Here is a 5981-nt window from a genome sequence, read left to right on the forward strand (position 1 = left end):
GCTGGAAACGGTGGGTTCGTTACAACTGTCGGGAGTGGATGTGACGTTGAATCAAGTCATCAGTCGAGCGGACATTGACGCTGGTAACCTGACATTCTCACCCGTTGCCAATGCGAACGGGACTGCTTACGACAGCTTCGTGTTTGTTGTGAGCGATGGAATCCTGGAGACGTCTTCCGCCAGTACGATGACGATTGATGTGACGTCTGTGAATGATGCGCCGACTTCTACTGGCAATACTGTTACAACTGATGAAGACACGCCATACACTTTTGCAGCGTCTGACTTCAACTATAACGATATTGACGGTGATTCGCTGGCAAGCGTGCGGATCAGTTCGCTGGAAACGGTGGGTTCGTTACAACTGTCGGGAGTGGATGTGACCTTGAATCAAATCATCAGTCGAGCGGACATTGACGCCGGAAGGTTGAGGTTCATACCGGTCGCAGATGCTTACGGAATAGCTTATGACAGTTTCTCGTATGTGGTGCATGATGGAACTGTGGATTCAACGAGTTCCAGTGCGATGACGGTCAATGTGACGCCGGTGAATGATGCTCCAGTTATCACATCGGGGGGTGGGGGCTTAAATGCGGTGCTTCATATCTCGAACCAGCTTTCTTCTGTGATAAAAGTGGAAGCAACTGATGTTGAACTCTCTTTACAGCTTCTCAGCTTCTCTATTACTGGTGGAATAGACGCTGAGAAATTCCTGATCGATGTGGAAACAGGCGAGCTGTCTCTGGTTTTAGGTGCTGAATATGGAATGCTGCTGGATTCCAGTATCGACAATGTATACGAAGTCGCTGTCCAGGTCAGTGACGGCTTTGGTGGGATCGCCACACAGTTGATTCAGGTAGTCGTCGAGCAAGTCGATCAGATTATTCCGTTTAATCCACAACTGACCGACGAACCTGATGTTCCCGGTCAACCAAGCCATCCTGATGATTCAGGAGATGCAGACGAGTCGAATGAATCGGATACGAATATTGAAAATCAAGATCTTCCTGAAATAGGCTCACCCGTTTCGGGGACCGATATGCTCTCTTCTTCCAGGAATACACAACTGGACCATGGTTGGTATCCTGAGTTTTCAATCGTTGCAAATACGGGGTTCAGCCAATTTCAATATCACTTGAATGATCTCGCGTTCGAAAATCTCTCTGACAGTTTTGATGCGGACACTCGCTATGAAAGAGGAACAGGGCAGTTCACTTCAATATCGACGAGGCTCGGCATTCCGGAGTCAGGAGAAAATCAACCGTTGTTGAATCAGGTGGGAACGGTCAACGCCGCATCTCTATGGACGAAGTACGAACAGATCCAGGAAGAGATCCAGCAACAGATGAATTTTGACTCGGTTCAACATCAGACCTTGATTACGACTGCTGCGGTAGTCGTGACCGGCGTTTCATCCGGGTTATTGATCTGGGCTTTGCAGGGGGGATACCTGATGGCAAGTATCGCCAGCGGTCTGCCAGCCTGGCGATTTATGGATCCCATTGCGATACTGGATGAATTTGATGAGAGTGATAATGACGAGGGTGATACACTGCAGGGAATTATTGAGAACGCGGAGTTCAAGGGCACCAGTCAGAACCGGCTTTACGATGAAAGTGAGATAGTGTAATGCGTATTGCTCTGACAATTCGTATGGTGGCGGGTCTCGCTTTTCTGACAGTCAGTATGATGTTGATTGCACGCAGCTTGAATTTGGGACCTGGTCTGGCTCAGACCCATTTGGAAGATCGTGCCCGTTTATGTGAAGCAGTGGCAGTCAGCAGTTCCCTCTTTCTGACACAGGGGGATACGCGGTCATTACACAGCTACCTTGATGCCGTTGTAGAACACAATCCCGATATCACTGCCGCAATTCTAAGAAAAAAAGAGGGAACGCTGTTTGCGCAGATTGGCAATGTGGATGAGATCTCAGACAATACTGAAGCCGGGGTATTGAACCAAATCAAAATCGAACTGGTGGAACAGGATCAACCCTGGGGACAGCTGGAATTTTACTGTCCTGCAGAGAACATCACATTGTCCTCGTTCTGGCGGATGCCGATGTTTCAGTTTATGGCGTTCGTGTTCGTGGGATGTTTTGTGGGATTCTATCTCTGTCTGCGAAAAAGCTTTCAGTATCTCAATCCTTCTCAAGTGATTCCCAACCGGGTACAGGACGCCCTGGATACACTCGCCGGGGGTCTGCTCATTCTCGACAGTCAGGAGCAGATCGTACTGGCAAACAAGACCATCGCGAAAGCGTTAAACATAACGCCCGAACAGATTCAGGGGCAGGCTGTCTCACAGCTCCCATGGATGATCCATTCTGATCAGGAAACACGCCACGAGATGCCCTGGACTCGAGTGTTAAAAGAAGGTGCGAGTCTGAAAGGAGTCATGGTCTCCATTCAAAGCCCCTCTGATGCGACAGACTCGTTTGTTGTCAGTTGTGCTCCTATTCATGATGATCAAAGCAAACTGCGAGGTGTGCTGGTCAGCTTTGAAGATGTGACGGAACTGGAGAAAAAGAAAACGGAACTTCATGAGATGCTCACGGCCCTGCATGAATCTCGGGAGGTGATCCAAAAAAAGAACGAGGAACTGCAGATCCTCGCCACCCGCGATCCACTGACCTCCTGTTTAAACAGGAGGTCGTTTTACGAGCAGATGGAGACGCTCTGGGCAGAGGCAATACAGATGGAGACATCGCTGGGATGCGTGCTGCTTGATATCGATCACTTTAAATCGATCAATGATAACCATGGCCACTCCACAGGCGACCTTGTCCTGAAAGGGATTGGTTCTGCACTGATGGAACTGGTCGGCGATACGGGGGTTCTATGCCGTTATGGAGGCGAGGAATTCTGTATTCTACTGCCGAATCAGGATATCGATGAAACAGAACAGACTGCAGAAGTCTATCGCCAGACAGTCGAGCGACTGGAGTTTTCCGATCTCAAAGTCACCTCCAGTTTTGGAGCAACCGCCATCAGTCTGGGTGCTTCCAACCCGCAGAACCTGCTGGACGAGGCGGATAAATGTCTGTATGCAGCAAAGCGTGGCGGACGAAACCAGGTGGCCCGCTGGGACAGGATTCCCGCGGACATGGATTTCACCGAAACCATCGCGCGGGAACCGGCGAACGAACTACCTGCTGAAAATGTCATGTCCAATGAGTCAGCGTCAGATCAAGAGTGGGAGATTCCTTTCTACGCTGTCACGGCGTTACTCTCGGCCCTGGCTTTTCGCGATGAAAATACCGCGGCACATTCGAGGCGCGTTGCCGATTTGTGTCTCGCCGCTGCGCAGGATCTGTTGCCGCCTTCAGAATTGTATGTTCTGGAGATCGCTGCGTTATTGCATGACATTGGAAAAATCGGCGTGCCAGACGCCATTCTGCTGAAACCCGGACCGCTCACCGGGGAAGAGTGGGAGGTGATGAGCCGACATGATCGTATTGGTGTGGAGATTGTCAGTTCGACTTTCAGCGATCAGTCTCTTCTGGAAATCATCGAAAATCACCATGCGTTTTATCGAGGAGAAGGTCGTCACGAAAATTTGCCGACGGGTCAGGATATTCCCCTGGGAGCCCGTATTCTGAGTATTGCCGATGCCTACGATGCGATGGTCTCTGATCGTGTTTACCGAAAAAGGATGTCACAGGAAGAAGCCTTTGCAGAGCTCCGGAAAAACGCCGGAACCCAGTTCGACCCCGATCTCGTTGAGAAGTTTATCAGTGAGGTCGCCGAGAAAAGTGAGGAACTCGCGACAGATCATTTCCTCGTTTCCGAAGAAGACGCGAGTCCCTTAATCGCAGACATGGAGCGGCTGGTTCAAGCGATCGATCAAAACGATTTCGCTGAACTGGAAATTCTCGCAGCTCAGCTTCAGGAGACGGCCATACAATGCGACTTGCTGGAAATTGCTGATACTGCCTGCCAGCTTCAGAACGCAGCGCAGGTAGCCGATATCGTTGAAGCAATCGATCTGACGAACCGACTACTGGAGCTGTGCCAGTTTGACGTAACTCTGAAGACGGAAATTCAGTCGGTTTGAAAAACTCCTGCATCAGTTCCTCGCATCGACGATGAAGCTGGACACAGTCTACTCAATATGTCAGCCAGCGTTGCAGCAGCGGGTTTCTTTTCCCGTGGATCGCTGCCCTTTCCCGACAGGGTTTGACTCTTCCCTGACCCGAAAATGTCACTGGAATGTCGTAAAAGCGGCACCGCTGCCTTAAACCGGACAGGAAGAATAATCGTACCAAGATAGTTGCGGCCTCGAAGAATGGGGTGTATGATGAGGCTGGGCAATATTGTCTTGTACATTAGAGAACTCAATCTGGTAACCAGACGCGCGGATGATGAGTAATGAGACTGCCCTCTGCCAGCGAATATCGTTTCTAATCTCACTGAATCACCTTTAAATGAACCTTGGGGAGGCGTTGTCATGCAGTTTTGTCTGATGCTCATATCTACATTGGCCGTATCACATTTCGCCTCTATCGCTTATTCCCAACAGGCTACGGAACGGACTCCCGCGCAGCTGTCCGAATCGCGAGAGCAATGGCGGATGCTGTATGTGGGAGGGAAGAACATTGGCTATGTTCACAACGCCGTTAACACAGTGGATCGGGACGGCAGACAGGTTGTAGTCAATCAGCATGCTTCCGTCATCGCCGATACTCATACCAAAATTATGATTCAGACTGAGGAAACGATCGACGGCGATGTGCTTTTCTTTCGCTACCAGGTCCAGAACCGACCCTCGATCACGACTCGCAAAGAGGGCCGTGTTGTCGATGGGCAATTGCAGATTAAGACTGAAGCAAATGGTCGGGTAGCTACAATCTCTCAAGACTTCCCGCTTGATGTCAAAGGTCCCGCTTATGCCGATCGGATGCTGTTGCAGCATCCGCTGAAAGCCAACGAAACCAGGACGATCACCACATTTGATCCCCGGTCTGCTAAGGTCGACACGATCCGTTTTGAGGCGCGTGACTATGAAAACACGCTGCTCATGGATGGCACAGAGAAACGTCTGCTGCATGTGCTGGTCACACACAGCATATCGCCGACACTGGTGTTCCACGAGTTCTTCAATGAGGATGGTGAGTCCTGGAAAACGACGGTTCCCTCCCAGGACATGGTCGTCTACACCACTTCCCGGGAGACCGCACTCAAACCGTTCAGGGACTTCAAAATTCCTTAATCCGTTTTTCAGAATATCCCGCTGCAGTAATCGGACACACTGATGCTGAATTGTTAAGTGCAGTTCTGACCCGTGTGATTTGTCGGAGTCCCTCTTCTGGAGCTCTGGTCCAGTCAAACGTCGCCTCACTCTGCTCAGCAGTAAAATGAAGAGGAATGGATTCATGAAATATTCTGTTCTCGATCGTGGATGTTGAATTAAAAATATGAGCTCTATCCCTGCCTGCTTCTCGCAGACAGCCACTCAACCACTGAAAAAATTCGACTTGACTCCCACCTGCTCCCAACCAGAATAAGCACCTAACTGAGTCGCGCGCGTGACCAGTTTACAGAGCACCGAAACACAAGCCACTTGTTCTGACTCTTCACTAAAAATGAGCCTGTTTTTTCCCGATTTGCACTGCCTGAAACACCACCCGTTCGTGATGGTACCCTGCGGGTCGCCGCACATCGCAAAGCTTCGCCCCGGTACCGCCCCGGCATCGCAGCAGGTCGGTTCTCCGTCAACCCGTATCGCCACATGATATTGTTCATCCTCTTGACGCCCTCATGTCTTTCCACAAAATAATCCAACATGCAACGAAACCACTGACCACAAACCACAGATCGAACACAAAAATGAACCCCACAAAAACAACAAACTTTCAATGTCCTCTCCCCCGTCCGGGTCCCATCTGTCGGCTTGCCCGACAGTGCTTTGAGTAACCATCCCAACTCAGAAAAACAGGGTGAGCCCGAATGCAATTCGGGCCGAGCACAGCGAGCAGGAGG

At 50.4% G+C, this 5981-nt stretch carries 3 protein-coding genes; all 3 read left to right on the forward strand.

The window, feature by feature from the left end; all coding sequences use genetic code 11:
* Positions 1-1630, forward strand: a 1630-nt coding sequence (locus AACZ40_RS27810; protein WP_339676812.1) for an Ig-like domain-containing protein, incomplete at its 5' end; no start/stop codon positions are given.
* Positions 1630-4056, forward strand: a complete 2427-nt coding sequence (locus AACZ40_RS27815) for a diguanylate cyclase (RefSeq protein WP_291179344.1) — start codon at positions 1630-1632, stop codon at positions 4054-4056. The genes AACZ40_RS27810 and AACZ40_RS27815, both read left to right, overlap by 1 nt.
* A gap of 393 nt (positions 4057-4449) precedes the next feature.
* On the forward strand, positions 4450-5211 hold the full coding sequence (locus AACZ40_RS27820; protein ID WP_291179340.1) for a hypothetical protein: 762 nt from the start codon (positions 4450-4452) through the stop codon (positions 5209-5211).
* Positions 5212-5981 lie beyond the last annotated feature (770 nt).

It is taken from the genome of uncultured Gimesia sp., from assembly GCF_963972345.1.
Taxonomy (GTDB): Bacteria; Planctomycetota; Planctomycetia; order Planctomycetales; family Planctomycetaceae; genus Gimesia.

Excerpts from the sequence above, each read along its gene's own strand:
- AACZ40_RS27815 (WP_291179344.1), top strand. The coding sequence starts at position 1,630 with ATGCGTATTGCTCTGACAATTCGTATGGTGGCGGGTCTCGCTTTTCTG.
- AACZ40_RS27820 (WP_291179340.1), top strand. The coding sequence starts at position 4,450 with ATGCAGTTTTGTCTGATGCTCATATCTACATTGGCCGTATCACATTTC.